Genomic DNA, 26743 nt, shown 5'->3' with positions numbered 1-26743 from the left:
CCCCACCTCTCCCGTTCGGTCTGTCGCTGTCAGCGTTTGGCGCCCGCCCACGCGTACTGAGCGGCCAGATCCTCCTTGACCTCCGCGAGCTGGGCCCGCACCGCCAACGGGGCGGTGCCGCCGCGGCCGCCGCGCGCGGCCAGCGCGCCCTGCACATTGAGGACGCCGCGGACCTCCGGCGTCAGATGCGGGGAGATCTTGGCGAACTGCTCGTCGGTGAGCTGGTCGAGCTCGATGCCCGTCCGCTCGCACTCCTTGACGCATTCCCCCGCGACCTCGTGCGCCACCCGGAACGGCACACCCTGCCGCACCAGCCATTCGGCGATGTCGGTGGCCAGCGAGAACCCGGCCGGGGCCAGCTCCTCCATGCGCTCGCGGTTGACGGTCAGCGTGGCCATCATCCCGGTGAAGGCCGGGAGCAGCACCTCCAGCTGGTCGCAGGAGTCGAAGACCGGTTCCTTGTCCTCCTGGAGGTCGCGGTTGTACGCGAGCGGCAGGGCCTTGAGCGTGGCCAGCAGCCCGGTGAGGTTGCCGATCAACCGGCCGGACTTGCCGCGGGCCAGCTCCGCGATGTCCGGGTTCTTCTTCTGCGGCATGATCGAGGAGCCGGTGGAGAAGGCGTCGTGGAGGGTCACGAAGGAGAACTCCTTCGTGTTCCAGAGGATGATCTCCTCCGCGATCCGCGACAGATCGACGCCGATCATCGCGGTGATGAACGCGAACTCGGCCACGAAGTCACGGGAGGCCGTGCCGTCGAGCGAGTTGGCGGACGAGCCACGCTCGAAGCCGAGGTCGGCCGCGACCGCCTGCGGGTCGAGCCCCAGCGAGGACCCGGCCAGCGCGCCCGAGCCGTACGGCGAGACGGCGGTGCGCTCGTCCCACTGCCGCAGCCGCTCCGCGTCCCGCGACAGCGCCTGGACATGGGCGAGGACATGGTGGGCGAAGAGCACCGGCTGGGCGTGCTGGAGGTGCGTACGGCCGGGCATGGCCACGTCGGGGTGCGCCTCGGCGAGCCCGACCAGGGCCTGCTGGAGGTCGGCGATCAGCCCGCCGACGATCCGGGCGTGGTCGCGCAGATACATCCGGAAGAGGGTCGCGATCTGGTCGTTGCGGGACCGTCCGGCCCGCAGCTTGCCGCCGAGGTCCGGGCCCAGCCGCTCCAGCAGACCGCGCTCCAGGGCGGTGTGGACGTCCTCGTCGGCGATGGTGCCGGTGAAGTCGCCGGAGGCGACATCGGCCTCCAGCCGGTCCAGACCCGCCAGCATCCGCTCCAGCTCATCGGCGGTGAGCAGCCCCGCCGTGTGCAGCACCCGGGCGTGGGCGCGGGATCCGGCGATGTCGTACGGCGCCAGGCGCCAGTCGAAGTGCACGGAGGCGCTGAGCTTCTCCAGTGCCTCGGACGGGCCGTCGGCGAAGCGGCCGCCCCAGAGCCGGACGTCACCGCTGTTGCCGTTGCTCACGCTGTTGCTCCTGTCGACTGTGGGTGTGCGACCGCCTCCCCGCCGCGGGGCGGGGAGGCGGCTTCGGTGCGTCGCGTACGTCTCATACGTCTCGTACGCGGGCTTGACGCTGGTACGCAGGCTACTGCCGCAGATCCCGCTTCGCGGCGATCTTGCTGGACATCCCGAAGATCTCGATGAAGCCCTTGGACAGCGACTGGTCGAAGGTGTCGCCGGTGTCGTAGGTGGCCAGGTGGAAGTCGTACAGCGAGGTGTGCGACTTCCGTCCGGTGACGACGGCCCGGCCGCCGTGCAGGGTCATCCGGATCTCGCCGGAGACGTGCTCGTTCGCCTCGGCGATGAATCCGTCCAGGGCCCGCTTGAGCGGCGAGAACCACAGACCGTCGTAGACCAGCTCGCCCCAGCGCTGCTCGACCTGCCGCTTGTAGCGGGCCAGCTCGCGCTCGACGGTGACGGCCTCCAGCTCCTGGTGGGCGGTGATCAGCGCGATGGCGCCGGGCGCCTCGTAGACCTCCCGCGACTTGATGCCCACCAGCCGGTCCTCGACCATGTCGATCCGGCCGACGCCCTGGGCGCCCGCCCGCTCGTTCAGCCGCTGGACGGCCTGGAGCACGGTGACGCGCTCGCCGTCGATCGCGACGGGGACGCCCTTCTCGAAGGTGATGACCACCTCGTCGGCCTCGCGCGGGGTGGCCGGGTCGGAGGTGTACTCGTAGACGTCCTCGATCGGCGCGTTCCAGATGTCCTCCAGGAAGCCGGTCTCCACGGCCCGCCCGAAGACGTTCTGGTCGATCGAGTACGGGGACTTCTTGCTGGTCGCGATCGGCAGGCCCTTGGCCTCGCAGAAGGCGATCGCCCGGTCCCGGGTCATCGCGTAGTCCCGGACCGGCGCGATGCAGGTCAGATCGGGCGCGAGGGAGGAGATACCGGCCTCGAACCGCACCTGGTCGTTCCCCTTGCCGGTGCAGCCGTGGGCGACGGTCCCGGCGCCGTGCTTGCGGGCGGCGGCCACCAGGTGCTTCACGATGGTCGGCCGGGACAGCGCCGAGACCAGCGGGTAGCGGTCCATGTACAGCGCGTTCGCCTTGATCGCCGGAAGGCAGTACTCCTCGGCGAACTCGTCCTTGGCGTCCGCGACCTCCGCCTCGACCGCCCCGCAGGCGAGCGCACGCTTACGGATGACGTCCAGGTCCTCGCCGCCCTGGCCGACGTCCACGGCGACGGCGATGACCTCGGCACCCGTCTCCTCGGCGATCCAGCCGATGGCGACGGAGGTGTCCAGGCCGCCCGAGTAGGCGAGTACGACGCGCTCGGTCACGGGTGCCTCCTTGACGTTCCATACGCTTCTCTGCATGAGTATGCACTGCGCCGTATGTTTCGTCAAAGCGGCCGGCGTCGCCCCCCACCCGGTCGCCCCACCCGGTCACCGCTCCGTACGCCGCCGGACGTCCGCCATCAACCTGGCCAGCAGTCCGGCGAGCACCGTGCGCTCCTCGTCCGACAGGCCGCGCACCAGCCTGGCCTCGCGGCCGAGCACGGTGTCGACGGACCGCTCGATGAGGGCGTGGCCCTCGGCCGTCAGGCACACCAGGACGGTGCGACGGCCGGTGGTTCCAGGTCTGCGCACGACGAGGCCGTCCCGCTCGGCTCGGGCGACGCGCTGCGAGATCGCTCCGGCGGTCACCAGGGTCCGGCAGGTGATCTCGCGCGTGCTCAGGGCGTAGGGCGGGCCGGAGCGGCGGATGACGGCCAGCAGATCGAGGGTGGCCGCGTCGATCCCCGCCGCCCGCAGCGCCCGGTCGCGGTCGTCGGCGAAGAGCTTTCCCAGCCACCAGATGGGGGTGACGATCTCGATCGACTCCGTGGGGGCGCCCGGCCGCTCCCGCTGCCAGGCGGTGGCGATGTCCGCGGCGGAGGCGACGGGCCCGGACTCCTCCGATGAGCCATGGGCACCAGGCTCCGGGACCCGATCTCGCCGACCGGCTCGGCGAGCTGGACGTCCTGGTCAACGCGGCCGGCGGGCTGCCCGAGGCGGCGGCCGACGGGCTCCCGCCCCTGGACGCGCTGCTCGCCCAGTGGCACAGCAGCCTGTCCCAGAACCTGCTCACCGCGGTGCTGACCACCGCCTCGGTCCAGGAGAGGCTGACCGACGGCGGCTCCGTCATCAGCATCGGCTCGATCGGCGCCGAGCGCCGGGGCGGCTCCTACGGCGCGGCCAAGGCCGCCCTGGCCGCGTGGAACGCCTCGACCTCCGCCGAGCTCGCGCCGAAGGGCGTCACCTGCAATGTCATCTCCGCGGGCTTCATCGCCGGTACGAACTTCTTCCAGGGCGGGATGACCGACGAACGCCGCGGCGCGCTCGTGGCGGAGACCCACAACAAGCGTGCGGGCACCGTCGAGGACATCGCCCGGACCGCCTTCTTCCTGGCCTCGCCCGGCGCGCGGCACATCACCGGCCAGACCATTCACGTCAACGGAGGTGCTTTCACCACGCGGTAGCACCTGCCCAACCGGCCGCCGGGCTGAGACCATGGCGGGGCGGGGGCGCAGTCGCGGACCGAGGGGGAGTCGGGGCCGGTGGAGAAGAAGCAGATGATGGTGCTCGGCGTATTCGTGGTCGGGGTCCTGTGGATCAACAACCACGGTGACGGCAACACCCGCGACGGCAAGTCGCCGAATCCGCATCAGACGGCCCGGTATCCCGTCCACTTCGAGAAGCACGACGGGAAGAAGGACGGCGGAAAGGACGCCAAGAAGCAGCCCAAACCGCGCTCAACGGTGTCCTACCCGATCAAGTTCCACCACCGGTGACATCCTTACGGGTGCGGGCGGCGCACCGCTCCGGCCGAGACGACTCCCACCCGCCCGGGGCCGTTCATGGCGCCGTGGGAGGGCGTTCGGAACCGGAACGCACGCTAACCGCCATGAATCACCTGAACCCCGCCCCCAGCCGCCGCCGGTTCCTCGCCGCGGCGGCCGGCCTCGGTGCCGCCGCCGGGACGTCCGGGGTGGCGGCCGCCGCCACCGGCCCGCGGCCGCTGCGCGTGGCCACGTTCAACATCCACCACGGCGCGAGCCCCGCCGACGTACTCGACCTGGACCGCGTCGCCCGGGTGATCCAGGCCATGCGGGTGGACGTCGTCGGTCTGCAAGAGGTCGACCGGTTCTGGAAGCGCAGCGGCTTCGTCGACCAGCCCGCCTGGCTGGGCGAGCGGCTGGGGATGCGTCACGCCTTCGGCGCCAACCTCGACCTGGACCCGGAGGAGTCCGGGCGGCCGCGCCGTCAGTACGGCACCGCGGTGCTCTCCCGCTGGCCGATCCGGTCCTGGACCAACACCCATCTGCCGCTCGTCCCCGGCCATGAGCAGCGCGGTCTGCTCCGGGCCACGCTGGACGTGCGCGGCGTCTGCGCCGACTTCGCGGTGACGCATCTCCAGCACGACGACAGCCAGGAGCGCGAGCGGCAGTCCGCCCGGATCGTCGAGCTCCTCGGCTCCTCCCCCGAGCGAACCGTCCTGGTCGGCGATCTGAACGCCACGGCCGAGACCCCGGAGATCCGGACCCTGACCGATGTGCTCGGCGATGCGTGGCCCCAGGCCGGCACCGGCGACGGCTTCACCTACGACTCCGTCAACCCGCACGCCCGTATCGACTTCCTCCTCCCCTCCCGCGACCTGCGCCCGCTCACCGCCCAGGTGTTCACGGCGGACCCGGGGGCGTCGGACCACCTGCCGGTGGTGAGCGAGCTGCTGCCGCCCGTGCGCCACCGCCGGTGACGCCCGAAACCTGTGAATCCTGAGCCGGATCTGTGAGCCACGACCCGAAACCTGTGAATCCCGGCGGCCTTTGAGTCATCCCGCGACGGGGGCCGTATTCCCTTGCGCCGGAGCCCAAGGGACCGGAGCCCAAGGGAAGGGGACAGGCCGTGACGACGCTACTGAACAGCCGGGCCGGGCGGCGGCAGGCCATGCGCCGCATCCAGCCTCGCCGTTCGCATGCCGTGCCGTTGATCCTGCTCAGCCTGGCAGGTGCGGCGGCGGTGCTGTCGCTGTGGTGGCAGAACACTCCGAACGTCGACGGCACCGCGCAGTGGCTGACCCACGCCGGGCGGCTCAGTGGGCTGCTCGGCGGCTATGTCCTCGCCCTCGTCGTCCTCCAGATGGCGCGCGTTCCGGCGCTGGAGCGGCGGGTGGGGTCGGACCGGGTCGCGCGGTGGCACGCGTTGAGCGGGCGGTACGCGCTGTGTCTGATCGTGGCGCATGTCGGGCTGATCATCGCGGGCTACGCGGAGCAGGCGGGCACCGGCTTCGTCGACCAGTCCGTCACCGTGGTCATGGACTACCCGGACATGATCAAGGCGGTGGTCGGCACCGCGATGCTGGTGGTGATCGGGCTGATCTCGGCGGGGATGGTGCGCCGCCGGATGCCGTACGAGGTCTGGTACTACCTGCATCTGTTCACCTATCTGGCGGTCTTCCTGACGTTCTGGCACCAGCTCGCGACCGGCGCGGAGTTCGTCGGGAACAAGACCGCGGAGACCGCCTGGTACGCGCTGTACGGCACGGTCACCGCGCTGGTGGTCTGGTACCGGCTGCTGGTGCCGCTGCGGCTGAACCTGCGGCACCGGATGCGGGTGGAGGCGGTCGTACCGGAGGCGCCCGGAGTGGTGTCGGTGCTGATCAAGGGGCGCAAGCTGCACCGGATCGGGGCGCAGGCCGGGCAGTTCTTCCGATGGCGGTTCCTGGCCCCGGGGATGCGCTGGGGCTCCCATCCGTACTCGCTCTCCGCGCCGCCCCGGCCGGAGCTGCTGCGGATCACGGTGAAGGCGGTGGGCGGCCACAGCACGGGGCTGGCCTCGCTGGAGCCGGGGACGCGGGTGTGGGCGGAGGGGCCGTACGGGGCGATGACCGCGGCGCGGCGCAGCCGCGGCAAGGTGCTGATGATCGCGGGCGGGGCCGGGATCACCCCGATCCGGGCGCTGTTCGAGACGCTGCCGGGCAAGGGCAGCGACCTCACCCTGCTGTACCGGGCCCGCAGCGTCGAGGACCTGGCGCTGTGGAACGAGCTGAAGCAGATCGCCACCGAGCGCGGGGCCCGGCTGCTGTACGCGGTGAACGGCCCGGACGGCGCCCGGCCGGAGATCACCGCGGAGCGTCTTGGCCATCTGCTCCCCGACATCGAGGACCACGACGTCTATCTGTGCGGCCCACCGGGCCTGACCGAGCACGCGTACGGGGCGCTGCGTGAGGCGGGGGTTCCGGATCGCCGGATCCACCACGAATCCTTCGAGCTGTGACCGAGGTGAAGCCATGAAGAGGAAGCATCCGCTGCGCCGCATCATCGTGGGAACGGCCGCCACCGTCTCCGGTCTGGTGCTGCTGCTCGCGCTGAAACAGCCAGGTTCGGGGGGCGGCCAGGCCGTCGCCGAGAACCAGCCGGGGCAGGCGCCCCCGGTCGCGGCCACGGCACCGCCGGGCGGGGCCGGGGCACAGCCGGGCGGGGCCGGGGCACAGCCGGGCGGGGCCCGTACGGTCACCGGCGACGCCGTGCAGACGCAGTACGGCCCGGTCCAGGTGAGCCTCACCGTCAACGGCGGGAAGATCACCGCCGCGCAGGCGGTCAAGACGCCGGACTCCGGGCCGCGCAGCGAGCAGATCGCCAAGGACTCCATCCCGAAACTCAACCAGCAGGCGGTGGCCGCGGCGAAGGTGGACACGGTCTCCGGCGCCACCTATACGAGCGAGGGCTACGCCAAGTCCCTGCAGAGCGCGCTCGACAAGGCGGGTGCCAAGTGACGTACGGAATGGACGAACCCGAGCCGCTGCGCCATGTCGAGCACGTCATGGGCACGGTCTTCTCCTTCGACGTCCGCGAGGTCGCGCCCGCCGACCGGCCCCGGGTGCAGGCCGCGCTGGACGGGGCCGTGGTCGGGCTGCACCGGGTGGACGAGCTGTTCTCCACCTACCGCCCGGAGAGCCAGATCAGCCGGCTGGGGCGCGGTGAGCTGACGCTGTCGCGGTGCGACCCGGAGGTCCGGGACGTACTACGCATGTGCGAGGAGGCCGAGCACCGCAGCGGCGGCTGGTTCACCGCCCGCTACGCCGGTGGCCGCCCCGACCCGACGGGCCTGGTCAAGGGCTGGGCCGTGGAGCGCGCCGCCCGGATGCTGGTCTCGTCGGGCGCCGGGTCGGTGTGTGTGAACGGCGGCGGCGACGTCCAAGTGCACGGCGGCCCCTGGCGGGTGGGCATCGCCGACCCGCTGCGCCGGGGCGAGCTGGCGGCGATCGTGGAGGCCCACGGCGAGCTGGCCGTGGCCACCTCGGGCCCGGCCGAGCGCGGCTGCCACATCCTGGACCCCCACACCGGCCGCCCCCCGGCCCAGGGCCTGGCCTCGGTCACCGTGATCGCCACCAGCCTGGCCGACGCGGACGCCGTGGCCACCGCGGCCTGCGCCATGGGCGCCGAACGCGCCCGCCCCTGGCTGGGCCGGCTCCCCGACGCCGAGGCATTCGTCATCACCGCGGACGGCTCCACCTGGCACACCAGCGGCTTCGCCCGCTATTCGGCGGAGCTATGTGTATAAGCCGATACCGGTGTACGAGACGGTCCCTCTCCAGAAGGCGATCCCTGAGCGGCGCTCACCCCTGGTCGCGGATCGCCTCGGTCAGCACCTGGACATGGCCGTGGTCGAGGTCCTTCACCGCCGTGAGGAGGGTCAGCGGGCCGGAAGTGGTCAGCTCGCGGAGGTGGGCGACGGCCTCGCGGCGCTCCGGGGTGGTGAGCTCGGCGCGGTAGCGGCGGGTGAATTCCGGGAAGAGGTCCGGGTCATGGCCGTACCAGCGGCGCAACTCGGTGGACGGGGCGGCGTCCTTGGTCCATTCGTCCAGGTGGGCGTCGGCCTTGGCGAGGCCGCGCGGCCAGACGCGGTCCACCAGGACGCGGGTGCCGTCGTCCGGGTCGGGGGTGTCGTACACCCGGCGGATCCGGATCGCGGGCTCGGCCGCGGACGCCCGCGCGGAGGCTTTCTTGGTGGCCATACGCCCATGGAGACATCGCCCCGGCGACCACCCGCAGGGATAATGCGCCACATGGGAAAGGTGTACGAACGCATCGACGGCAGACTCCGCACCTTCATCGAAGAGCAGAAGATGTTCTTCACCGCCACCGCCCCGCTGGCCGGGGACGGCACGGTGAACCTCTCGCCGAAGGGGCTGGCCGGCTCCTTCGCCGTACTCGACGAATTGACCGTGGCCTATCTGGACTTCGCGGGGAGCAACGCGGAGACCATCGCCCATCTGCGGGAGAACGGCAGGATCACCCTGATGTGGTGCGCCTTCACCGGACCGCCGAACATCGTGCGCGTCCACGGCCGGGGCGAGCCGGTGTTCCGTGACGATCCGCGGTTCTCCGCGCTGCTGGCGCACTTCCCGGACATCGACGTCGAGGACCACGGGCTGCGGGCGGTCATCGTGGTGACGGCCGAGCTGATCCGCGACACCTGCGGCTACGCGGTCCCGTATCTGGACTACCGCGAGGAGCGCCCGCTGCACGCCTCCCGCTTCCGGCGGGAGGACGACGAATCGCTGGACCGCTACTTCCACAAGAAGGAGCACATCGCCAGCAGCATCGACGGTCTGCCGGGGCTTCCACTGCCGCTGCCGCCACTGAGTTCCACATAGTGGGTGTAGTGACCACATAACGAGACGGTGTTGCGGAAGGCGCCTCCGGAAGCGTTCCATCACGCGGTGCGATCCGAATCGAAGAGCTCCGCGGACCATGACCCGACCACGGCGGGGCAGTCGCCCGCGCCGTCACCGGAGCCCGCCGCCGCCGACCGGGCGGCCCGGCGGGCCGTCACCGTCTTCCCCCTCCTCGTCCTCGCCGCCGGTGCGGCGGGTCTCGGCACGCCCGGCACCTTCAGCGGGTGGGCGCCGAACGTGCCCTATCTGCTCGGCGTGATCATGTTCTGCATGGGCCTCACCATGACCCCGCGGGACTTCTCCGGTGTGGTCAAGCGGCCCTGGGCGGTGGCGCTCGGGCTGGTCGCGCACTATGTGATCATGCCGGGTCTTGGGTGGCTGATCGCCAACGCCCTCGGTCTCTCCCCGCAGTTGGCGGCCGGTGTGATCCTGGTCGGCTGTGCGCCGAGCGGAACGGCCTCCAATGTGGTGACGTATCTGGCGCGCGGCGACGTGGCGCTGTCGGTGTCGGTCGCCACCGTCTCCACGGTGCTCGCGCCGCTGGTCACCCCGCCGCTGACGCTGCTGCTCGCCGGGGAGTTCCTGCCGGTGGACGCGGGGTCGATGGTCACCGACATCCTCAAGACCGTGCTGCTGCCGGTGGTCGGGGGGCTGGCCGTACGGCTGGTCGCCGGGCGGTACATCCAGCGGGTGCTGGGGCTGCTGCCCTGGCTGTCGGCCGTCACCATCGGCGTGATCGTGGCGATCGTGGTGGCCGCCAGCGCGGACGCCATCAAGTCGGCGGCGGCGCTGGTGCTGCTCGCCGTGGTGCTCCACAACGGGCTCGGCCTGGCGCTGGGCTACGGGGCCGGGAAGGTGGCCCGGCTGGGCGCGCCCGCCAGCCGGGCCATGGCCTTCGAGGTCGGCATGCAGAACTCCGGGCTCGCCGCCTCCCTGGCCGCCGCCCACTTCACCCCGCTGGCCGCGCTCCCGGCCGCGGTGTTCTCCGTCTGGCACAACGTCTCGGGGGCGGTGGTGGCGGCCTGGATGTCGTACCGAGCCCGCAGCCGGAGCGCGGCGTAAGGGCTTCGTGCAGCCACGATGGCGCCGCAGACGACCGACGGCACAGCGCGGCACATCCAGCGAAGCGCCTAGCGCTCCTTCTGGGCCAGTCGCAGCAGATGGTCGGCGAGCGCCTGGCCGCCCAGCGGGTCGCGGCTGATCAGCAGGAGCGTGTCGTCGCCCGCGATGGTGCCGAGGATGTCGTGCAGCTCCGCCGAGTCGATGGCCGAGGCGAGGAACTGGGCGGCGCCCGGCGGAGTGCGCAGCACCACGAGGTTGGCCGACGCCTCCGCCGAGATCAGCAGCTCACCCGCCAGCCGGGCCATCCGCGCCTCGCTCGCCGACTCGCCGAGCGGGGCGCGCGGCGTGCGGTCGCCGCCCTCGCTCGGCACCGCGTAGATCAGCTCACCGCCGGTGTTGCGGATCTTCACCGCGCCCAGCTCGTCCAGGTCCCGGGACAGCGTCGCCTGGGTGACGGAGAGCCCGTCGTCCGCGAGCAGCTTGGCGAGCTGGCTCTGGGAGCGCACGGCCTGCCGGTTCAGGATGTCCACGATCCGGCGGTGGCGTGCGGTGCGGGTCTGCGGCACGGCCGGTCCGCCGTGGTTGGCGTCCTGCGCGTCGGTGTGCTGCGCCTCGGTCATCGGTGTCGTCAGTCTCCGGCTCGTCGTTCCCCGTCTCCCTCATGTGCGGCGTCCAGCACGGCGGGCAGCTCCCGGAGGAAGGTGTCCACCTCGCCGTCGGAGATGACGAGCGGCGGGGCGAGCCGGACCACATCCGGCGCGACCGCGTTCACCAGGAGTCCCGCGTCCTGAGCCGCCTTCTGCACCCGCGGCGCGAGGGACTCTGTGAGCACGATACCGAGCAGCAGCCCGGCGCCGCGGACCCGGGCGACCAATGCGTGGTCAAGCGATTCGATTCCGTTACGCAGCCGCTCCCCTGCCCGCTTGACCCGGTCCAGGAGACCGTCGGCGGCGATGGTGTCGAGGACGGCGAGACCGGCGGCGCAGGAGACGGGGTTGCCGCCGAAGGTGGATCCGTGCTGACCCGGGGTCAGCAGGTCGGCCGCTGGCCCGAAGGCGAGGGTGGCGCCGATGGGCAGCCCGGCGCCGAGCCCCTTGGCGAGGGTGACGACATCGGGCTCGACGCCCTGCGCCTGGTGCTCGAACCAGTGCCCGGTCCGCCCGATCCCGGTCTGGATCTCGTCGAGCACCAGCAGGGTGCCGGTAGCCCGGGTGATCTCCCGCGCCGCCGCCAGATAGCCGGCCGGCGGCACGATGACGCCGTTCTCGCCCTGGATGGGCTCCAGGATGACGAGGGCGGTGTCGGTGGTGACGGCCGCGCGCAGCGCCTCCACGTCCCCGTACGGCACATGCGTCACATCGCCGGGCAGCGGCAGGAAGGGCTCCTGCTTGGCGGGCTGGCCGGTCAGGGCCAGCGCCCCCATGGTGCGGCCGTGGAAGCCGCCGGTGGTGGCCACCATATGGGTGCGCCCGGTGCGCCGCCCGATCTTGAAGGCGGCCTCGACCGCCTCCGCGCCGGAGTTGGAGAAGTACACGCGTCCGGAGCGGCCGAAGAGCTGGAGCAGCCGCTCGGCGAGCGCCACCGGGGGCTCGGCCACGAAGAGGTTGGAGACATGGCCGAGGGTGGCGATCTGGTCGGACACCGCCCGGACGACGGCGGGGTGGGCGTGGCCGAGGGAGTTGACGGCGATACCGCCGACGAAGTCGAGGTACTCCCTGCCGTCCGCGTCCCAGACCTTGGTGCCCTCGCCGTGGGTGAGCGGGAGGCGGGGGGTGCCGTAGTTGTCCATGAGCGCCCCCTGCCAGCGCCGCTTCAGCTCCGCGTTGCTCACTGGTCCTCCCCCTTGTCGCCGTCGTTGCCCTTGTCGTCGATCACGGTCCCGTCCGGCAGGACCATCGTGCCGATGCCCTCGTCGGTGAAGATCTCCAGCAGGATGGAGTGCGGTACGCGCCCGTCGAGCACCCGGGCGGTGGTGACCCCGTGGCGCACGGCGTACAGACAGCCCTCCATCTTCGGCACCATGCCGCTGGCCAGCTCCGGGAGCAGCTTCTCCAACTGGCTCGCGGTGAGCTTGCTGATCACCTCGTCGCTGTTGGGCCAGTCGGCGTAGAGGCCCTCCACGTCGGTGAGCACCATCAGCGTCTCGGCGCCCAGCGCCACGGCGAGGGCGGCCGCGGCCGTGTCGGCGTTGACGTTGTAGACATGGCCGTCGTCGGCGCTGCGGGCGATGGAGGAGACGACCGGGATCCGGCCGTCGTCCAGCAGGGCCCGGACCGCGCCGGTGTCGATCTCGGTGATCTGGCCGACCCGGCCGATGTCCACCCGCTCGCCGTCGATCTCGGCGAAGTGCTTGGTGGCGGACATCAGATGCGCGTCCTCGCCGGTCATGCCGACGGCCAGCGGGCCGTGCCGGTTGAGCAGCCCGACCAGTTCGCGCTGGACCTGTCCGGCCAGCACCATCCGTACGACGTCCATGGCGTCGTCGGTGGTGACCCGCAGCCCGGCCTTGAACTCGCTCACCAGGCCGTGCCGGTCCAGCTGTGCGCTGATCTGGGGGCCGCCGCCGTGGACGACGACGGGGCGCAGCCCCGCGTGGCGCAGGAAGACGACGTCCTGCGCGAAGGCGGCCTTCAGCTCGTCGTCGACCATGGCGTTGCCGCCGAACTTGACCACCACGGTCTTGCCGTGGTGGCGGGTCAGCCAGGGCAGCGCCTCGATGAGGGTGCGGGCCTTGGGCAGGGCGGTGTGTTTACGGGTGGCGGTCGGCTGGCTCATGAGGAATAAGCGCTGTTCTCGTGGACGTAGTCGGCGGTGAGGTCGTTGGCCCAGATGACCGCCGAGGCGCTGCCCGCGGACAGGTCGGCGGTGATGCGGACCTCGCGGTAGCGCATGTCGACCAGCTCCCGGTCCTCGCCGACCGAGCCGTTCTTGCACACCCAGACGTCATTGATCGCGACGTTGAGCTGGTCCGGATCGAAGGCGGCCGAGGTGGTGCCGATCGCGGAGAGCACCCGGCCCCAGTTGGGGTCCTCGCCGTGCACGGCGCACTTGAGGAGGTTGTTACGGGCGATGGAGCGGCCCACCTCCACCGCGTCGTCCTCGGTGGCCGCGCCCACGACCTCGATCCGGATGTCCTTGGAGGCGCCCTCGGCGTCCCCGATGAGCTGGCGGGCGAGGTCGGCGCAGACCTCGCGGACCGCCTCGGCGAACTCCGCGGTGTCGGGAGCGACACCGGAGGCGCCGGAGGCCATCAGCAGCACCATGTCGTTGGTGGACATGCAGCCGTCGGAGTCGATCCGGTCGAAGGTGGTGCGGGTGGCGGCGCGCAGCGCGGTGTCCAGCCCGGCGGTGTCCATGTCGGCGTCGGTGGTGAGGACGACGAGCATGGTGGCCAGGCCCGGGGCCAGCATCCCGGCGCCCTTGGCCATTCCGCCCACGGTCCAGCCGGCGGGGCTCTGCACGACGGCCGTCTTGTGCACGGTGTCGGTGGTCTTGATGGCGATCGCGGCCTTCTCGCCGCCGTGCGGGGAGAGCGCCTCGGCGGCCTTGCCGACCCCGGACAGCACCGCGTCCATGGGCAGCCGGACACCGATGAGCCCGGTGGAGGCCACGGCGACCTCGCCCGCGCTGTGGCCGAGGACCTCCGCGACCTTCTCGGCGGTGGCGTGGGTGTCCTGGAAGCCCAGCGGGCCGGTGCAGGCGTTGGCGCCACCGGAGTTGAGGACGGCGGCCGAGACCTGACCGCCCTTGATGACCTGCTCGGACCACAGGACGGGGGCGGCCTTGACGCGGTTGGAGGTGAAGACGGCCGCGGCGGCGAGGCGCGGGCCGGTGTTCACCACGAGTGCGAGGTCGGGGTTGCCGTTCTCCTTGATCCCTGCCGCGACGCCGGAGGCCGTGAAGCCCTGGGCTGCCGTAACGCTCATGGAGCGACTCCGATCGTGGAAAGTCCCAGCTCCTCGGGGAGGCCGAGGGCGATGTTCATGCTCTGCACCGCGCCGCCCGCGGTGCCCTTGGTGAGGTTGTCGATGGCGCTGATCACGAGGGCGCGGCCGGCCGCCTCGTCATGGGCGACCTGGAGCAGCGCGGCGTTGGATCCGTACACGGCGGCGGTGGAGGGCCACTGGCCCTCGGGGAGGAGGGTGACGAACGGTTCGTCCCGCAGCGCCTTGTCGTACGCGGCGCGCAGGCTCTCCCCGGTGACTCCGGGCCTGGCCTTGGCGCTGCAGGTGGCGAGGATGCCGCGGGGCATCGGGGCGAGGGTGGGGGTGAAGGAGACCGACACCCGCTCGCCCGCCGCGGCGGACAGGTTCTGGATCATCTCGGGGGTGTGCCGGTGGCCGCCGCCGACGCCGTACGGGCTCATCGAGCCCATGACCTCGCTGCCCAGCAGATGCGGCTTGGGCGCCTTGCCCGCGCCCGAGGTCCCGGAGGCGGCGACGATGACCGCCTCGGGCTCCAGCAGCCCGGCCGCGTACGCCGGGAAGAGCGCGAGGGAGACGGCGGTGGGGTAGCAGCCCGGCACCGCGATGCGCTTGCCGCCCTCCAGCGCGGCGCGGGCACCGGGCAGCTCGGGCAGGCCGTAGGGCCAGGTGCCGGCATGCGGCGAACCGTAGAACTTCTCCCAGTCCGCCGCGTCCTCGAGCCGGAAGTCGGCGCCGCAGTCGACGACCAGGACCTGGTCGCCGAGTTGCTCGGCCACGGCGGCGGACTGCCCGTGCGGCAGCGCCAGGAAGACCACGTCATGCCCGGCCAGCGCCTCGGCGGTGGTGGGCTCCAGCACCCGCCCGGCCAGCGGGAGCAGATGGGGCTGCAGCCCGGCGAGGGGCTGTCCGGCGTTGGAGTTGCCGGTCAGGGTACCGATCTCCACTTCGGGGTGGGCGAGCAGCAGCCGCAGCAGTTCCCCGCCCGCGTATCCGCTCGCGCCCGCCACCGCAGCACGTATGGCCATCACCGTCGTCCTCCCTAGATGATGGCATGACTATACGTTTGATGACAGCTTTATGCAAAAGGTGGCCGGAAAGCCGCGGGGCTCGTCACCGGAGGGTGAGGCCCCCGTCCACCTTGAGGACGACACCGGTCGTCCAGGACGACTGGTCGGAGGCGAGGTAGAGGGCCGCATTCGCGATCTCTTCCATGCGGCCGATGCGGCCGGTGGGGTAGGCGCGCCGCACGTACTCCTCGTACTCGGTGCGCTGCCCGGGTGTCATCGGGCCGAGGTACTGGCGGTCGAAGGTGGGTGTGGCCACCGAGCCGGGAGCAATGGCGTTGACCCGCACGCCGCTGGGGCCCAGCTCGCTGGCGAGGGCACGGGTGAGGGACTCGATGGCACCCCTGGTCGCCGAGTACATGCTGGAGGGGCGGTCGGCGACCATGGTGCTGGCCCAGTAGCTGGACATGTTGATGACGGTGCCCCGCGTCGCGACAAGAGAGGACAGCAGGAGCTGGATGAGGCGGAAGGGCGCGGTGAGGTTCAAGGTCACCATCGCCTCCACATCGTCGAGCGTGACGTCGGCCAGCGGCTTCATGCGGGCCAGGCCCACGTTGTTGACGAGGATGTCGATATCGACATCGAGCCGGGCGATCGCATCGGACATCGCCGACATGTCGGCCAGGTCCACGGCGAGGGTGCGCACCGCGACCCGCTCGCCGCTCAGTTCGCCGGCCGCCTTCGCCAGCTTGTCCGGATCGCGGGCGAGCAGCACCAGGTCGGCCCCCTCCGCGGCGAACGCCGTGGCGATCGCGCGGCCGAGCCCTTCGCTGCCTCCCGTGATCAGCGCCGTACGTCCGTCAAGTCTTCCCATGCCGCCACCCCTCCCGGCTCTTCCGAGGCAAAAAACGGAGAACCTCTCTCCGTTTGCAATCTAACACAATCGGAGAGGGGTTCTCCGATTCCGGGGTAGGCTGGCGGCATGCCCGACGCAGAATCTCCCCCGCGCGCCGACGCCCTGCGCAACCGTGAACTTCTGATCAAGGTCGCCCGGCACGCGGTGGCCGAGTTGGGCCTGGGGGTGTCGGTGAACGAGATCGTGCGACGTGCCGGACTGGGCCAGGCGACGTTCTACCGTCGCTTCGCCTCCCGCGAGGAGCTGCTCTCGGCCGTGCTCGGTGACGTACTCGACGAAGTCCAGGACGGCCTCCGGCGAGCCGCCGAAGCGGACCCCGCGCGGGGCCTGCGGGACGCGCTGCGCCTTCTCGTGGAGCACCAGGCACGCCACCGCGGCCTCTTCGAGCTCCTCAACGACCATCCAGGGGCGGCGGCGGAAGCCCATGCCGACGGCCAGGCGCGAGTACGCGAGCAACTCCGCCACATTGGCGAGCGCGCCCAGGAAGCGGGAGCCATGCACCCTGACGCGCGATGGCAGGACCTGCCCTTCCTCGCGGGCTCACTCGCGGCGACATCCTCTTCCTGCCTCGGCATCGACGCCGACGACGACCTGACCGACCGATTGCTCGGCACGGTACTCGCCGGCCTTCGAGCGGGAGCCGCCCGCGCCTGAGCCCGATCAGACGGTCCTCGCCGCCCTCGAGGGCCACGAGTTCCGCGCGGCCCGGCCCTGAGACCGGGCCGCGCGGGAGACGGCTCAGACGACGATGACCCGGCGCCCGCGCGTATGACCGGCCTGGCTGTCGACGTGCGCCGCCGCGGCCTCGGCGAGCGGGTACGACTTCTCGACCGGGATGTGGAGCTTGCCCCGTGAGATGAGGTCGACGGCCTCGGCGAGCGCGTCCGGCACGCTCCCGGCCACGCCGGAGAATCGGACGCCGAGCTCCGGAGCGCCGAGATCGGCGATGGAGATCACCTTCCGCGGATCCCCGGTCAGCTCGACGAGTTCGCGGATCACCCCGGAACCGGCCAGATCGAGAGCCGCGTCGACCTGGCCGAGCCGCCGCACCCGCTCGACCCAGCCCTCGCCGTACGTCGTGGCGACGGCACCCAGGCTGCGCAGATAGTCCTGGTTCGCGGCCCCGGCCGTGCCGATCACCGTGATGCCCCGGTCGCGGGCGATCTGCAGCACCGCCGATCCGACTCCCCCGGACGCACCGCTGACCAGCAGCGTCTGCCCGGGACGGACACCGACCTCGCGGATGACGCGCAGCGCGGTCTCCACCACGGAGGGGTACCCGGCCGCCTCCTCGAACGTCAGCCCCTCGGGCATCCGGGCCCAGGCCGACACCACGGCGAACTCGGCATAGGTGCTCGAACCCTCGCCGAACACACGGTCGCCGACCTCGACCCCGTCGACGCCCTCGCCGACCTCGTCCACCACCCCGGCGGCGTCCAGCCCGACCCCGGAGGGCAGCTCGACCGGATGGGCTCCCAGTACCTGGCCTTCACGGATCCGCCAGTCGACGGGGTTCACGCCCGCCGCCCGCACGGCGATGCGTAGCTGGCCGGGGCCCGCGTGGGGCTCCTCGGCGTCTATGAGTTGCAGAACGTCCGGACCGCCGAACTCGGCGAAGCTCACTCTCTTCATGCGACCGACCGTAACACTAACCGTTAGGATTTCAGAGCCGTTATGGTTTGAGACCCGCTAGAGTTTGAGAACTGCTAGGATTAGATAACCGTTACGCATTCGCAGCTGATAGCGTGAGTCCATGACCGTGCCGTCCGGACGCCGTGAGCGCAAGAAGGCCGCGACCCGCCAGAAGATCGCCGATACCGCCCTGCGGCTCTTCCTGGAGCGCGGGTACGACGCGGTGGGCATCCGTGAGGTGGCCGCCGAGGCCGATGTGGCCGTCACCACGCTCTTCTCCCACTTCGCCTCGAAAGAGGCCCTGGTGTTCGAGCAGGACCAGGACTTCGAGCGACGCCTCGCGCAGGCGGTCACCGACCGGGCGCCGGACGAGCCGCTCCTCCCCGCGCTGCGCCGCGAGGTCCACGCCCTGGTGCGGCATTGCACGGCGGACGGCGCCGCCCCGATCTGGCACATGATCGAGGGATCACCCGCCCTGCGGGAGTACGAGGAGTCGATGAGGCTGCGCCACGCGGAGTCGCTGGCGACGGCCATCGCCGCCGATCCCGGCCGGTCGCAGACCACGACGGCCTGCCGGACCATCGCGAGGTTCGTGATCGACGCCTATGCGCTGGCCCGTGAGGCGGCCGAGCCGGAGGCCGCGGTGGACGAGATCTTCCGGATGATCGAGGCGGCCTGGGAAGTCGCCTCGCCTTCTCGGCGTACGTGAGGAACTGTTCCACCGGTCCTCCGGGCAGAACAGGGACCGCCCCCGGCCGGGCGAATGCCGGCCGGGGGCGGTGTGGTGCGGTGCGGTGACGCGTCACGCGCGCCTGGCGGGTCAGCCGAGGGTGGCGAGCGCCTGGTTGAGGGTCGCGGACGGGCGCATGACGGCCGCGGCCTTGGCGGTGTTGGGCTGGTAGTAGCCGCCGATGTCGGCCGGGGACCCCTGGACCGCGAGCAGCTCCTCGACGATCGTCTGCTCCTGGGTGGCGAGCGTGTCGGCGAGCTGGGCGAACGCCTTGGCCAGGTCGGCGTCGTCGGTCTGCTTGGCCAGCTCCTGGGCCCAGTACAGGGCCAGGTAGAAGTGGCTGCCGCGGTTGTCGATACCGCCGACGCGACGGCTGGGCGACTTGTTCTCGGCCAGGAAGGTGCCGGTCGCCCGGTCCAGGGTGTCGGCGAGGACCTGGGCCCGCGCGTTGCCCGTCTTCTGCGCGAGGTGCTCGAAGCTGACCGCGAGGGCCAGGAACTCGCCCAGGCTGTCCCAGCGCAGGTAGTTCTCCTTGACCAGCTGCTGGACGTGCTTGGGCGCCGAGCCGCCCGCGCCGGTCTCGAACAGACCGCCACCGTTGATCAGCGGGACGACCGAGAGCATCTTGGCGCTGGTGCCCAGCTCCAGGATCGGGAACAGGTCGGTCAGGTAGTCACGCAGGACGTTGCCGGTGACCGAGATCGTGTTCTCGCCGCGGCGGATCCGCTCGAGGGAGAGCTTGATCGCCTCGACCGGGGCCAGGATCCTGATGTCCAGGCCCTCGGTGTCGTGCTCCGGCAGGTACGCCTTGACCTTCTCGATCAGGTTGGCGTCGTGGGCACGGCCCTCGTCCAGCCAGAAGACGGCCGGGTCGCCGGTGGCGCGGGCGCGGGTGACGGCCAGCTTGACCCAGTCCTGGATCGGCACGTCCTTGGTCTGGCACATCCGGAAGATGTCACCGGCGCCGACGACCTGCTCGATGACCGCGTTGCCCGCGCCGTCCAGGACGCGGACGGTGCCGGTGGTGGGGATCTCGAAGGTCTTGTCGTGGCTGCCGTACTCCTCGGCCTTCTGCGCCATCAGGCCGACGTTGGGCACCGAGCCCATCGTGGCCGGGTCGAAGGCGCCGTGGGCGCGGCAGTCGTCGATGACGGCCTGGTAGATCCCGGCGTAGCTGCTGTCCGGGATCACCGCGAGGGTGTCGTGCTCGTCGCCGTCCGGGCCCCACATGTGGCCGGAGGTGCGGATCATGGCCGGCATGGAGGCGTCGACGATGACGTCGGACGGCACATGCAGGTTGGTGATGCCGCGGTCGGAGTCGACCATGGCCAGCTCCGGGCCCTCGGCCAGCTCGGCGTCGAAGGACGCCTTGATCGCCGCGCCCTCGGGCAGGGCCTCCAGGCCCTTGAGGATGCCGCCCAGACCGTCGTTCGGGGTCAGACCGGCGGCGGCGAGGGTCTCACCGTGCTCGGCGAAGGTCTTGGGGAAGAAGGCGCGTACGCCGTGGCCGAAGACGATCGGGTCGGAGACCTTCATCATCGTGGCCTTCAGGTGCAGCGAGAACAGCACGCCCTCCGCCTTGGCGCGGGCCACCTGCGCCGAGAGGAACTCGCGCAGCGCCGCGACACGCATCACGGAGGCGTCCACGACCTCGCCCGCCAGCACCGGCACCGACTCGCGCAGCACGGTGGTGGAGCCGTCGTCGCCCGCCAGCTCGATGCGCAGCGAGCCGTCCTCCGGGATCACCACGGACTTCTCGGTGGAGCGGAAGTCGTCGGTGTCCATATGGGCCACATTGGTCTTGGAATCGGCCGTCCAGGCGCCCATGCGGTGCGGGTTGGCCTTGGCGTAGTTCTTCACCGAGGCGGGGGCGCGGCGGTCGGAGTTGCCCTCGCGCAGCACCGGGTTCACCGCGGAGCCCTTGACCTTGTCGTAACGGGCGCGGATCTCCCGCTCCTCGTCGGTCTTCGGGTCGTCCGGGTAGTCCGGCAGCGCGTAGCCCTGCTGCTGCAACTCGGCGACCGCGGCCTTCAGCTGCGGGATCGAGGCCGAGATGTTCGGCAGCTTGATGATGTTGGCCTCGGGGGTCTTGGCAAGGTCACCCAGCTCGGCGAGGGCGTCGGGGATGCGCTGGCCCTCTTCCAGGTGCTCGGGGAACTGGGCGATGATCCGGCCCGCCAGGGAGATGTCCCGGCTCTCCACGCCGACCCCGGCGGTGGAGGCATACGCCTCGATCACCGGCAGGAACGAGTACGTCGCGAGGGCAGGGGCCTCGTCCGTGTGCGTATAGATGATGGTCGAGTCAGTCACCGGGTGCTCCGCTCCACGTCTGCAACATTGCTCGACATCAAGATATCCGGTGCCGAGTGCTTTCCCGAAAGGGCCCTGGGCAGAAAGCCGCGCCCTGGTCACGGCACGCGCTTCGACGGGACCGTCCCGTCCATGCCGTTGACTCCGCGGGACGCGCGGGTGGTGCCGCGCCCCGCCGTCCCTTCCGATGTTCCCTCCCTGGCCGCGGTCCGCGCCACGCCCGCGGTGCACGCGCGCCGGCGGGGTCGCGCGGGCCTGGTGGCGGCGGCGGTGCGATCGCCGGCCACGATCCGCGCTTACGGCAAGGCCGGCTTACGGCAAGACCGGCTCACGGCAAGACCGGCTCACGGCAAGACCGGCTCACGGCAAGACCGGCTCACGGCAAGGCCGGTTTACGGCCCCGTCGGTGTCAGGCGGTCCTACGAGCGCGGTGCCGACGGTACGTGGCACGACGGGCCGCTGATGGATCCGCCGGCCGAGGAGCTCACGCCGTGAGCGGAGGCCCGCCGCGCCCCGCTGTCACGCACCGTCCACGCGCAGCCGCCACTCGCCCGCCCGGCCGGTGAGGGTGACCGTGGAGAGCGGCCGGATGTCGACGTTCCAGTAGCAGTGCGGCGGCGCCTTGATCGCGTACATCAGGGCGGCGCGGACCACCCCGGGGTCGGCCACGGCCACCATCTTGGCGTGGTCCTCGGCCGGGCGGGTGTCCAGCCAGCCGCCGATCCGCATGATGAACGCGTGCAGCGACTCCCCGCCGTGCGGTGCGGAGCGCGGATCGCCGAGCCAGGCGTCCACCTCCGTGGGTTCGCGCGCCATCACATCGGCGAGGGAGCGGCCCGCCCAGCGGCCCATGTCGCAGTCGCGCAAGGCGAGTTGGACCAGTGGCGTGAAGCCCAGCGCGTCACCGGTCTCGCGGCTGCGGGTCGACGGCGAGCAGTAGCGCAGCTCGGCCGCGGCCAGCGGCAGCAGCCCGGGGGCCGCGCGCTCGGCGGCGAGCCGGCCCTCCGGATCCAGCGGCCGGTCGTCACCGAAGCGCTCCCCCAACCGGGAGGAACTGCGACCGGCGGCGACCAGCGTCAGCCGAAACGTCATCCCGGCATCGTAAGGTCACGGCCGCGGCCGCAGGACCCGTAACCAGGAGAAGAGCAGCGCCTTTCGGTGTGCGCCGGGTCACCGGACGGCTCGAAGCGGCCGTCTCATGAACACCGCGCGCATCGCGGGTGGCGGGCAGGATGCGGCGCGGTCCGTGGGGCGCGGGGCCGTGCCGCACAGCGATGCTGAGAGAGAGGGCGCAGCCTCGCTCCGGGATCCGGGGCGCAACCCCACCCCGGGACCTGGGGCACAACCCCGCCCCGGGGTCTGGGGCGTAGCCCCCACGTGGCGGAGCCGCATATCGTCAGGTGCCGGGGAGGGGAGCAGCCCGCCGCAGGCGCCAAGAGCCGGCGGGCACCGGCTATGCCCCCGCCAGCACCTCCTCGCACGCGGTGCGCAACCGCCGCGCCCCCTCGGCCAGTTCACCGGTACCCGCCACCGACGCGAAGCTCAGCCGCACATGCGGCGCGGGCGGTTCGGCGCAGAAGTACGGGCGGCCGGGGGCGACGGCGACCCCGGCGCGCAGCGCGGCGGAGGCCAGGGCGGCCTCGTCGGTGCCCTGGGGCAGCCGCAGCCACAGGTGGTAGCCGCCGGGCGGGACATGGCGCAGCTCCAGCGCGGGCAGCTCCCGCCGTACGGCGGTGACGAGCGCCTCGCGGCGGATGTGCAGCTCGGCCGCCACGGTACGCAGATGGCGGGGCCAGGAGGGCGCGCCGACGAGTTCCAGCGCGGTCTCCTGGAGCGGGCGGGCCACGAAGAAGCTGTCGACGACCTGGATCGCCCGCAGCCGCTCCAGCGCGGGGCCGCGGGCCGCGAGCGCGCCCACCCGCAGGCTGGGCGAGGTGGCCTTGGTGAGCGAGCAGACGTGGACCACGGCCCCGTCGGGGTCGTCGGCGGCGAGGGTGGCGGGCAGCGGGGCCGCGTCCTCGTGGACGAGCCGGCGCGCGAAGTCGTCCTCCACCACGAACGCGCCCGCCTCGCGGACGATCGCGAGCACCTCGCGGCGGCGCCCGGCGGAGAGCGTCGCGCCGGTGGGGTTCTGGAACAGCGGCTGGCAGACGAAGACCCGGGCGCCGGTCGCCCGCAGCGCCTCGGCGAGCAGTTCGGGGCGCACCCCGTCGGCGTCCACCGGGACCGGGACGGGGCGCAGCCCGGAGGCGCGGGCGGCGGCGAGCATGCCGGGGTAGGTGGGGGACTCGACGAGGACGGGCGCGCCGGGCGGCGCGAGCGCACGCAGCGCGCAGGTGAGCGCGGACTGGCCGCCCGCGGTGACCAGGACGTCGGAGGCGCCGAGGGCCCCGGCCGGGCCGCCGATCTCGCGGGCGAACCAGGCGCGCAGCTCGGGCAGGCCCTCCACCGGCGGGCGGTCCCAGGCGCCGGGCCGCCGCCCGGCGCGGGCCAGGGCGGCGGCCAGCGCCCGTTCGGGCTGGAGGGAGGAGTGCAGATAGCCGCCGTTGAACTCCAGGATCCCGGGCGGCAGGGTGGCGAGCGTGGCCAGGACGCCGGAGGCGTCCACCGAGCGCGGCACCGACTCACCGGCCGTCTCCACGCTCAGCGCGACCTCCTGCCAGGAGGTGTCGCCCGGCCGCGGCACCCCGGCCCGCGGCCGGTCGGCGCGGAAGGCACCGGCGCCGGGGCGGGTGACCACCAGCCCTTCGGCGACCAGCGCGGCGAGGGCGCGGGAGACGGTCACCGGGCTCACCCGGTGGCGCTCGACCAGGGCCCGGCTGGGCGGCAGCTTCTCTCCGGGTGAGTAGCGGTCCAGGTCCTTCCGCAGCGATTCCGCGAGTTCGGCCACACTGCTACGCTGTTGCATGACAGCACAGGATAGCGCTACTGACGGCAGTGCGATAGCGGTGAGCGGTGCTCCCGCCCCGGGTGGCGACCCCGCACCCGGCGGCGATCCCGCCCCGGGGATTGACCTCGCCCCGGGCAACGGCCCAGCCTCGGGCAACGGCCCAGCCCCGGGCCGGGGCGAGGCCAGAGCGGCCCCGGCGCTCCCGACCCCGTTCGCCCTCCGCACCGGCACCCTGCTCGCCGCGCTCGGCGTGGCCGCCTTCTCCCTCACCTTCCCCGCCACCGCCTGGGCGCTCACCGGCCTCGGCCCCTGGTCGGTGACCACCTGCCGGGTGGTGCTCGCCGCGCTGATCGCGGGCGGGGCGCTGATCGCCCTGCGGGTCCCGGTGCCGGACCGCCGCCACTGGCCCGGACTGCTGGTCGTCGCGGCCGGGGTCGTCGTGGGCTTTCCGCTGCTGACCACGCTCGCCCTGGAGACCTCCACCACCGCGCACGCGGCGGTGGTGAGCGGTCTGCTGCCGCTCACCACCGCCGCCTTCTCGGCCGTACGGACCGGGGTGCGGCCCTCACGGGTGTTCTGGGCGGCGGCGCTGGCCGGGGCCGCGGTCGTGATCGCCTTCGCGGTGCAGCAGAGCGGCGGGGCGCTCACCATCGGCGATCTGTATCTGTTCGGCGCGCTGGTGGTGTGCGCGGCGGGCTACACCGAGGGCGGCCGGCTGGCCGGCCATATGCCGGGCTGGCAGGTGATCGGCTGGGCGCTGGTGGGCTGTCTGCCGCTGTCGGTGCCGGGCGCGGTGCTCGCGCTGGCGGGCGAGGACGTCCACCTCGGCGGCCGCGCGGTGGCCGGGCTGCTGTGGCTGGCGGTCGGTTCGCAGTTCGTGGGCCTGGTGGTCTGGTATCGGGGGATGGCCGCCATCGGGGTGGCCAGGGCCAGCCAGCTCCAACTGGCCCAGCCGCTGCTCACCCTGGTGTGGTCGGTGCTGCTGCTCGGCGAGACGCTGACCCCCGCCGCCCCGATCGCCGCCGTCGCGGTGCTGGTGTGCATCGGGGTGACCCAGCGGGCCCGGGTTCCGGCGGGCGGGGTACGGGCTTCCCACCCCGGCCGGACGCCCGAGCACCAAACCGCCGAAGGGACCGACCGAGTCCCCGAAGGGGCGGACGAGATCCCCGAAGCGGTGGACGAGATCCCCGAAGCGGTGGACCGGAATCGCTCCCCGGCCGGGGCAAACCAGGACAACCGGCCATAGACTGGCCTCAAGGGATCGCATGCCCTCAGCAGATCGCATTGCCCTCCAGCGGACGGGAGGTCACGCACATGGAGGCGACCGTAGGCGACAAGCTGCTGGTGCACGGCAGGGTTGTCGGAATTCACGATCGTGTAGCGGAGATCATCGAAGTGCTCGGGGACAACGGGGAACCGCCCTACCGCGTGCGTTACGAGGACGACGGACATGAGTGCCTGTTCTCCCCCGGGCCCGACTCGGTCGTCCGCCACCTGGCCGCCGGACCCGGGCAGCGTTAGGGGGTGCGGGGGGCGTCCGACGGATCTTGACGCCCGCGTCGGGCCGCTCCCCGCCCCGCCCCTTCCCGGCGGCTGACGCCCGCCCCTTCCCGGCACCTGACGATATGCGGCTCCGCCGCGCGCATCGGTGTGCGGCTCCGCCGCCTGGTCCGCCGGACACCCCGTAGCCGCCCCCACGGGGCCGGGCCCACGGGGCCGGGCCCACGGGGCCGGGCCCACGGGGCCGGGCCCGGGTCAGCGGGGCGGGCGGACGCGATACGGATAGTGGTCGGCGACCACCCGCGCCATGGCGCCGTTGCGGTCGGCGGCCACTTCCTTCGCCGAGAAGTACACATTGCCGCGCACCTGGGGAAAGCCCTGGTCGAGGGTGAGGTGCCGGGACAGCTCCGCCGGGTCCTGCCAGGGCGCGGGCTGCGCCGGATCGCCCGCCTTGTAGAGCGCCTCGCCGATGTAGAGGTTCACCCCGGTGTCCCGGACCGCCTCCGACCACCAGGGGACGAGCACCGCGTAGTCGGCGGCGGCGAAGCCGATGTTCCAGTAGACCTGTGGGACGACGTAATCCAGCCATCCCCGCCGCACCCAGCCACGGGTGTCCGCGTAGAGGTCGTCGTAGGTCTGCACCCCCGCCGTGGTGGCCGAGCCGAGCGGGTCGGTGGCCTGGTTGCGCCAGACGCCGAAGGGGCTGATGCCGAACCGCACCCGCCGCTTCAGTCGTTTGACGCGCACGGCCGTCTCGTACACCAGGCGGTCGATGTTGTTCCGCCGCCAGGCCGCGCGGTCCGGGAAGCCCGCGCCGTGGCGCTCGTACGCCGCGTCGTCGTCGAAGACCTGACCGGCCACCGGATACGGGTAGAAGTAGTCGTCCCAGTGGACGGCGTCGATGTCATAGCGCACGACCGCGTCCAGCATGGCGTCCTGGACGAAGCGGCGGACCTCCGGCAGCCCGGGGTTGTAGTAGAGCTTCCCGCCGTACGGCACGACCCACTCGGGGTGCACCCGGGCCGGATGGGTGGGGATCAGCCGCGAGGGGTCGGTGTGGTTGGCGATCCGGTACGGGTTGAACCAGGCGTGCAGTTCCAGACCGCGCCGGTGCGCCTCGCGCACGGCGGTGCCCAGCGGATCCCAGCCCGGGTCCTTGCCCTGCGCTCCGGTGAGGCACTCCGCCCACGGCTCGTACGGTGAGGGCCACAGCGCGTCCGCCGTCGGCCGCACCTGGAAGACCACCGCGTTGAGCCGGCGGTGCACGGCGGTGTCGAGGAAGCCCAGCAGCTCGGCCCGCTGCCGCTCCGCGGGGAGACCGGGTTTGGACGGCCAGTCGCGGTTGGCGACGGTGGCCAGCCACATTCCGCGGAACTGGGGCCGGTGCCCACCATCCCGCCCCTCCGCCAGCGCGTCACCCGCCGTGACGGTGGCGGCCAGGGCTCCGGCGGCCGCCACCGTGAGACTTCTGCGCGTGATCCGACCCATGAAACTCAGCTCCTCGCCCCAGGGACCTGCACGGCAACTCCCGCTGATGATGGGGCCCTTGTGGGGCGCCCGGCAATGCTTACCGCGAATCCGGGACGGTCGGGCCCAACACCCCTTGAGGACCC

General features: G+C 72.1%; 27 protein-coding genes. 12 read left to right on the top strand and 15 right to left on the bottom strand.

The window, feature by feature from the left end; all coding sequences use genetic code 11:
• Positions 1-29 precede the first annotated feature (29 nt).
• The 3 genes from argH to NP777_RS16880 form a co-directional block, all read right to left on the bottom strand.
• A complete protein-coding gene (gene argH, locus NP777_RS16890; protein WP_256650980.1) occupies positions 30-1460 on the bottom strand; it encodes an argininosuccinate lyase in 1431 nt (476 codons plus the stop codon).
• A 121-nt stretch (positions 1461-1581) separates the two neighbouring features.
• Complete coding sequence (locus tag NP777_RS16885; RefSeq protein WP_256650979.1) at positions 1582-2778, bottom strand: argininosuccinate synthase; 1197 nt, start codon at positions 2776-2778, stop codon at positions 1582-1584.
• A gap of 105 nt (positions 2779-2883) precedes the next feature.
• Positions 2884-3363, bottom strand: a complete 480-nt coding sequence (locus tag NP777_RS16880) for a MarR family winged helix-turn-helix transcriptional regulator (protein ID WP_256651140.1) — start codon at positions 3361-3363, stop codon at positions 2884-2886.
• A gap of 35 nt (positions 3364-3398) precedes the next feature.
• Between NP777_RS16880 and NP777_RS16875 the strand changes: the two genes are divergently transcribed.
• From NP777_RS16875 to NP777_RS16850, 6 genes are all read left to right on the top strand, one after another.
• A complete protein-coding gene (locus tag NP777_RS16875) occupies positions 3399-3959 on the top strand; it encodes an SDR family oxidoreductase (protein ID WP_256650978.1) in 561 nt (186 codons plus the stop codon).
• 78 nt (positions 3960-4037) lie between these two features.
• Positions 4038-4271: a hypothetical protein gene (locus NP777_RS16870; RefSeq protein ID WP_256650977.1), complete on the top strand. Its 234-nt coding sequence runs from the start codon at positions 4038-4040 to the stop codon at positions 4269-4271.
• A 113-nt stretch (positions 4272-4384) separates the two neighbouring features.
• Positions 4385-5236 (top strand): endonuclease/exonuclease/phosphatase family protein, encoded by an 852-nt coding sequence (locus NP777_RS16865; protein ID WP_256650976.1) that lies wholly within the window; start codon positions 4385-4387, stop codon positions 5234-5236.
• Positions 5237-5427: 191 nt separating this feature from the next.
• The gene (locus NP777_RS16860) at positions 5428-6756 is read left to right on the top strand and encodes a ferredoxin reductase family protein (protein ID WP_256651139.1); all 1329 of its coding nucleotides are present in this window, start codon (positions 5428-5430) and stop codon (positions 6754-6756) included.
• A 13-nt stretch (positions 6757-6769) separates the two neighbouring features.
• Positions 6770-7255 (top strand): FMN-binding protein, encoded by a 486-nt coding sequence (locus NP777_RS16855; protein ID WP_256650975.1) that lies wholly within the window; start codon positions 6770-6772, stop codon positions 7253-7255.
• A 47-nt stretch (positions 7256-7302) separates the two neighbouring features.
• A complete protein-coding gene (locus NP777_RS16850) occupies positions 7303-8043 on the top strand; it encodes an FAD:protein FMN transferase (RefSeq protein ID WP_256651138.1) in 741 nt (246 codons plus the stop codon).
• Positions 8044-8098: 55 nt separating this feature from the next.
• Here NP777_RS16850 and NP777_RS16845 read toward each other — a convergent pair whose 3' ends face one another.
• Positions 8099-8497 carry a DUF488 domain-containing protein gene (locus NP777_RS16845; RefSeq protein ID WP_256650974.1) on the bottom strand — a complete coding sequence of 133 codons (399 nt, stop codon included), beginning with the start codon at positions 8495-8497 and terminating at the stop codon, positions 8099-8101.
• Positions 8498-8548: 51 nt separating this feature from the next.
• Between NP777_RS16845 and NP777_RS16840 the strand changes: the two genes are divergently transcribed.
• Both NP777_RS16840 and NP777_RS16835 read left to right on the top strand, forming a co-directional pair.
• On the top strand, positions 8549-9139 hold the full coding sequence (locus tag NP777_RS16840) for a pyridoxamine 5'-phosphate oxidase family protein (RefSeq protein ID WP_256650973.1): 591 nt from the start codon (positions 8549-8551) through the stop codon (positions 9137-9139).
• A gap of 66 nt (positions 9140-9205) precedes the next feature.
• Positions 9206-10222 carry a bile acid:sodium symporter family protein gene (locus tag NP777_RS16835; protein ID WP_256650972.1) on the top strand — a complete coding sequence of 339 codons (1017 nt, stop codon included), beginning with the start codon at positions 9206-9208 and terminating at the stop codon, positions 10220-10222.
• Between the two features lie 68 nt (positions 10223-10290).
• Here NP777_RS16835 and NP777_RS16830 read toward each other — a convergent pair whose 3' ends face one another.
• The 6 genes from NP777_RS16830 to NP777_RS16805 form a co-directional block, all read right to left on the bottom strand.
• Positions 10291-10842 carry an arginine repressor gene (locus tag NP777_RS16830; RefSeq protein ID WP_201854629.1) on the bottom strand — a complete coding sequence of 184 codons (552 nt, stop codon included), beginning with the start codon at positions 10840-10842 and terminating at the stop codon, positions 10291-10293.
• Between the two features lie 8 nt (positions 10843-10850).
• A complete protein-coding gene (locus NP777_RS16825; RefSeq protein ID WP_256650971.1) occupies positions 10851-12053 on the bottom strand; it encodes an acetylornithine transaminase in 1203 nt (400 codons plus the stop codon).
• On the bottom strand, positions 12050-12997 hold the full coding sequence (gene argB / locus NP777_RS16820) for an acetylglutamate kinase (protein WP_256650970.1): 948 nt from the start codon (positions 12995-12997) through the stop codon (positions 12050-12052). Before argB ends, NP777_RS16825 begins: the two co-directional genes overlap by 4 nt.
• Positions 12994-14148 (bottom strand): bifunctional glutamate N-acetyltransferase/amino-acid acetyltransferase ArgJ, encoded by a 1155-nt coding sequence (gene argJ, locus NP777_RS16815; protein WP_256650969.1) that lies wholly within the window; start codon positions 14146-14148, stop codon positions 12994-12996. Before argJ ends, argB begins: the two co-directional genes overlap by 4 nt.
• Entirely contained in the window at positions 14145-15173 is a 1029-nt protein-coding gene (argC, locus tag NP777_RS16810; RefSeq protein WP_256650968.1) for an N-acetyl-gamma-glutamyl-phosphate reductase, read from the bottom strand. Before argC ends, argJ begins: the two co-directional genes overlap by 4 nt.
• Positions 15174-15258: 85 nt before the next feature.
• Complete coding sequence (locus tag NP777_RS16805; protein ID WP_256650967.1) at positions 15259-16026, bottom strand: SDR family NAD(P)-dependent oxidoreductase; 768 nt, start codon at positions 16024-16026, stop codon at positions 15259-15261.
• Between the two features lie 108 nt (positions 16027-16134).
• Here NP777_RS16805 and NP777_RS16800 point away from each other — a divergent pair, with 108 nt between their 5' ends.
• Positions 16135-16722, top strand: coding sequence for a TetR/AcrR family transcriptional regulator (locus tag NP777_RS16800; protein WP_256650966.1), 588 nt, complete (start codon positions 16135-16137; stop codon positions 16720-16722).
• A gap of 84 nt (positions 16723-16806) precedes the next feature.
• On the opposite strand, the gene NP777_RS16795 is transcribed toward NP777_RS16800, so the two are convergent.
• On the bottom strand, positions 16807-17700 hold the full coding sequence (locus NP777_RS16795; protein ID WP_256650965.1) for an NADP-dependent oxidoreductase: 894 nt from the start codon (positions 17698-17700) through the stop codon (positions 16807-16809).
• 121 nt (positions 17701-17821) lie between these two features.
• On the opposite strand from NP777_RS16795, the gene NP777_RS16790 reads away from it, so the two are divergent.
• Positions 17822-18409, top strand: a complete 588-nt coding sequence (locus NP777_RS16790; protein WP_256650964.1) for a TetR/AcrR family transcriptional regulator — start codon at positions 17822-17824, stop codon at positions 18407-18409.
• 111 nt (positions 18410-18520) lie between these two features.
• Here NP777_RS16790 and NP777_RS16785 read toward each other — a convergent pair whose 3' ends face one another.
• The 3 genes from NP777_RS16785 to NP777_RS16775 form a co-directional block, all read right to left on the bottom strand.
• Positions 18521-20740 (bottom strand): NADP-dependent isocitrate dehydrogenase, encoded by a 2220-nt coding sequence (locus tag NP777_RS16785; protein ID WP_256650963.1) that lies wholly within the window; start codon positions 20738-20740, stop codon positions 18521-18523.
• 519 nt (positions 20741-21259) lie between these two features.
• Positions 21260-21832: a histidine phosphatase family protein gene (locus tag NP777_RS16780; RefSeq protein ID WP_256650962.1), complete on the bottom strand. Its 573-nt coding sequence runs from the start codon at positions 21830-21832 to the stop codon at positions 21260-21262.
• Positions 21833-22193: 361 nt separating this feature from the next.
• Entirely contained in the window at positions 22194-23648 is a 1455-nt protein-coding gene (locus tag NP777_RS16775) for an aminotransferase-like domain-containing protein (protein ID WP_256650961.1), read from the bottom strand.
• Here NP777_RS16775 and NP777_RS16770 point away from each other — a divergent pair.
• Both NP777_RS16770 and NP777_RS16765 read left to right on the top strand, forming a co-directional pair.
• Complete coding sequence (locus NP777_RS16770) at positions 23647-24876, top strand: DMT family transporter (RefSeq protein ID WP_256650960.1); 1230 nt, start codon at positions 23647-23649, stop codon at positions 24874-24876. The genes NP777_RS16775 and NP777_RS16770 overlap by 2 nt on opposite strands.
• A 68-nt stretch (positions 24877-24944) precedes the next feature.
• Positions 24945-25151, top strand: coding sequence for a DUF1918 domain-containing protein (locus NP777_RS16765; RefSeq protein ID WP_020867170.1), 207 nt, complete (start codon positions 24945-24947; stop codon positions 25149-25151).
• 234 nt (positions 25152-25385) lie between these two features.
• On the opposite strand, the gene NP777_RS16760 is transcribed toward NP777_RS16765, so the two are convergent.
• The gene (locus NP777_RS16760) at positions 25386-26618 is read right to left on the bottom strand and encodes a glycoside hydrolase family 10 protein (RefSeq protein WP_256650959.1); all 1233 of its coding nucleotides are present in this window, start codon (positions 26616-26618) and stop codon (positions 25386-25388) included.
• Positions 26619-26743 lie beyond the last annotated feature (125 nt).

Origin of the sequence: Streptomyces rugosispiralis (assembly GCF_024505145.1) — a bacterium.
Lineage (GTDB): Bacteria > Actinomycetota > Actinomycetes > Streptomycetales > Streptomycetaceae > Streptomyces > Streptomyces rugosispiralis.
This window is presented reverse-complemented; position numbering and strand designations above follow the sequence as displayed.

Excerpts from the sequence above, each read along its gene's own strand:
- NP777_RS16860 (WP_256651139.1), top strand. The coding sequence starts at position 5,428 with ATGCGCCGCATCCAGCCTCGCCGTTCGCATGCCGTGCCGTTGATCCTG.
- NP777_RS16780 (WP_256650962.1), bottom strand. The coding sequence starts at position 21,832 with ATGACGTTTCGGCTGACGCTGGTCGCCGCCGGTCGCAGTTCCTCCCGG.
- NP777_RS16845 (WP_256650974.1), bottom strand. The coding sequence starts at position 8,497 with ATGGCCACCAAGAAAGCCTCCGCGCGGGCGTCCGCGGCCGAGCCCGCG.
- NP777_RS16760 (WP_256650959.1), bottom strand. The coding sequence starts at position 26,618 with ATGGGTCGGATCACGCGCAGAAGTCTCACGGTGGCGGCCGCCGGAGCC.
- argC (WP_256650968.1), bottom strand. The coding sequence starts at position 15,173 with ATGGCCATACGTGCTGCGGTGGCGGGCGCGAGCGGATACGCGGGCGGG.
- NP777_RS16840 (WP_256650973.1), top strand. The coding sequence starts at position 8,549 with ATGGGAAAGGTGTACGAACGCATCGACGGCAGACTCCGCACCTTCATC.
- NP777_RS16805 (WP_256650967.1), bottom strand. The coding sequence starts at position 16,026 with ATGGGAAGACTTGACGGACGTACGGCGCTGATCACGGGAGGCAGCGAA.
- NP777_RS16770 (WP_256650960.1), top strand. The coding sequence starts at position 23,647 with ATGACAGCACAGGATAGCGCTACTGACGGCAGTGCGATAGCGGTGAGC.
- NP777_RS16855 (WP_256650975.1), top strand. The coding sequence starts at position 6,770 with ATGAAGAGGAAGCATCCGCTGCGCCGCATCATCGTGGGAACGGCCGCC.
- argB (WP_256650970.1), bottom strand. The coding sequence starts at position 12,997 with ATGAGCCAGCCGACCGCCACCCGTAAACACACCGCCCTGCCCAAGGCC.
- NP777_RS16765 (WP_020867170.1), top strand. The coding sequence starts at position 24,945 with ATGGAGGCGACCGTAGGCGACAAGCTGCTGGTGCACGGCAGGGTTGTC.
- NP777_RS16795 (WP_256650965.1), bottom strand. The coding sequence starts at position 17,700 with ATGAAGAGAGTGAGCTTCGCCGAGTTCGGCGGTCCGGACGTTCTGCAA.
- NP777_RS16790 (WP_256650964.1), top strand. The coding sequence starts at position 17,822 with ATGACCGTGCCGTCCGGACGCCGTGAGCGCAAGAAGGCCGCGACCCGC.
- NP777_RS16875 (WP_256650978.1), top strand. The coding sequence starts at position 3,399 with ATGAGCCATGGGCACCAGGCTCCGGGACCCGATCTCGCCGACCGGCTC.
- argJ (WP_256650969.1), bottom strand. The coding sequence starts at position 14,148 with ATGAGCGTTACGGCAGCCCAGGGCTTCACGGCCTCCGGCGTCGCGGCA.
- NP777_RS16850 (WP_256651138.1), top strand. The coding sequence starts at position 7,303 with ATGGGCACGGTCTTCTCCTTCGACGTCCGCGAGGTCGCGCCCGCCGAC.
- NP777_RS16800 (WP_256650966.1), top strand. The coding sequence starts at position 16,135 with ATGCCCGACGCAGAATCTCCCCCGCGCGCCGACGCCCTGCGCAACCGT.
- NP777_RS16775 (WP_256650961.1), bottom strand. The coding sequence starts at position 23,648 with ATGCAACAGCGTAGCAGTGTGGCCGAACTCGCGGAATCGCTGCGGAAG.
- NP777_RS16830 (WP_201854629.1), bottom strand. The coding sequence starts at position 10,842 with ATGACCGAGGCGCAGCACACCGACGCGCAGGACGCCAACCACGGCGGA.
- NP777_RS16865 (WP_256650976.1), top strand. The coding sequence starts at position 4,385 with ATGAATCACCTGAACCCCGCCCCCAGCCGCCGCCGGTTCCTCGCCGCG.